Source organism: Bacillus sp. AF62, from assembly GCF_050312695.1.
In the GTDB taxonomy this organism is placed as follows: domain Bacteria; phylum Bacillota; class Bacilli; order Bacillales; family Bacillaceae_G; genus Bacillus_A; species Bacillus_A cereus.
Genome location: NZ_JBNPJZ010000251.1, coordinates 1 through 433, shown reverse-complemented (window position 1 = coordinate 433; position 433 = coordinate 1). Strand labels below are relative to the sequence as shown.

Below are 433 nucleotides of genomic sequence, written 5' to 3'. Positions count from 1 at the left end.
TTTCGAAGTGTTCGTAGGAAGCTAGGAGAAGCTAAAAAACTAAATGCCCTTCGGCAACTTGATGATAAGGAACAAAGATGGATGCAAGACCAAGATCACAAAGTGAGTCGTGAAAGCGTTGATTTTGCAACGGATAATACTATCTCTGTCATTCGATTGGAACAACTAACGAACATGAGACAGACGGCACAGACAAGCCGTAAAAACGAAAAAAATCTACACACTTGGTCATTCTATCATCTCGCACACTTCGTCGAGTACAAAGCAAAGTTAGTTGATATACAGGTTGAATATGTGAACCCTTCTTATACAAGTCAAACATGTCCAAAATGCACTGAAAAGAACAAGGCACAAGTTAGAAAATATAAGTGTCAATGTGGATTTGAGAAACATCGCGATATCGTTGGAGCGATGAACATTCGCTACGCAACTG

Annotated in this window: 1 protein-coding gene; it reads left to right on the top strand. The window is 39.7% G+C overall.

What is annotated here, in order from left to right; all coding sequences use genetic code 11:
• A partial coding sequence (locus ACQRBL_RS32590; RefSeq protein WP_427736456.1) for an RNA-guided endonuclease TnpB family protein occupies positions 1 to 433 on the top strand: 433 nt, incomplete at both ends.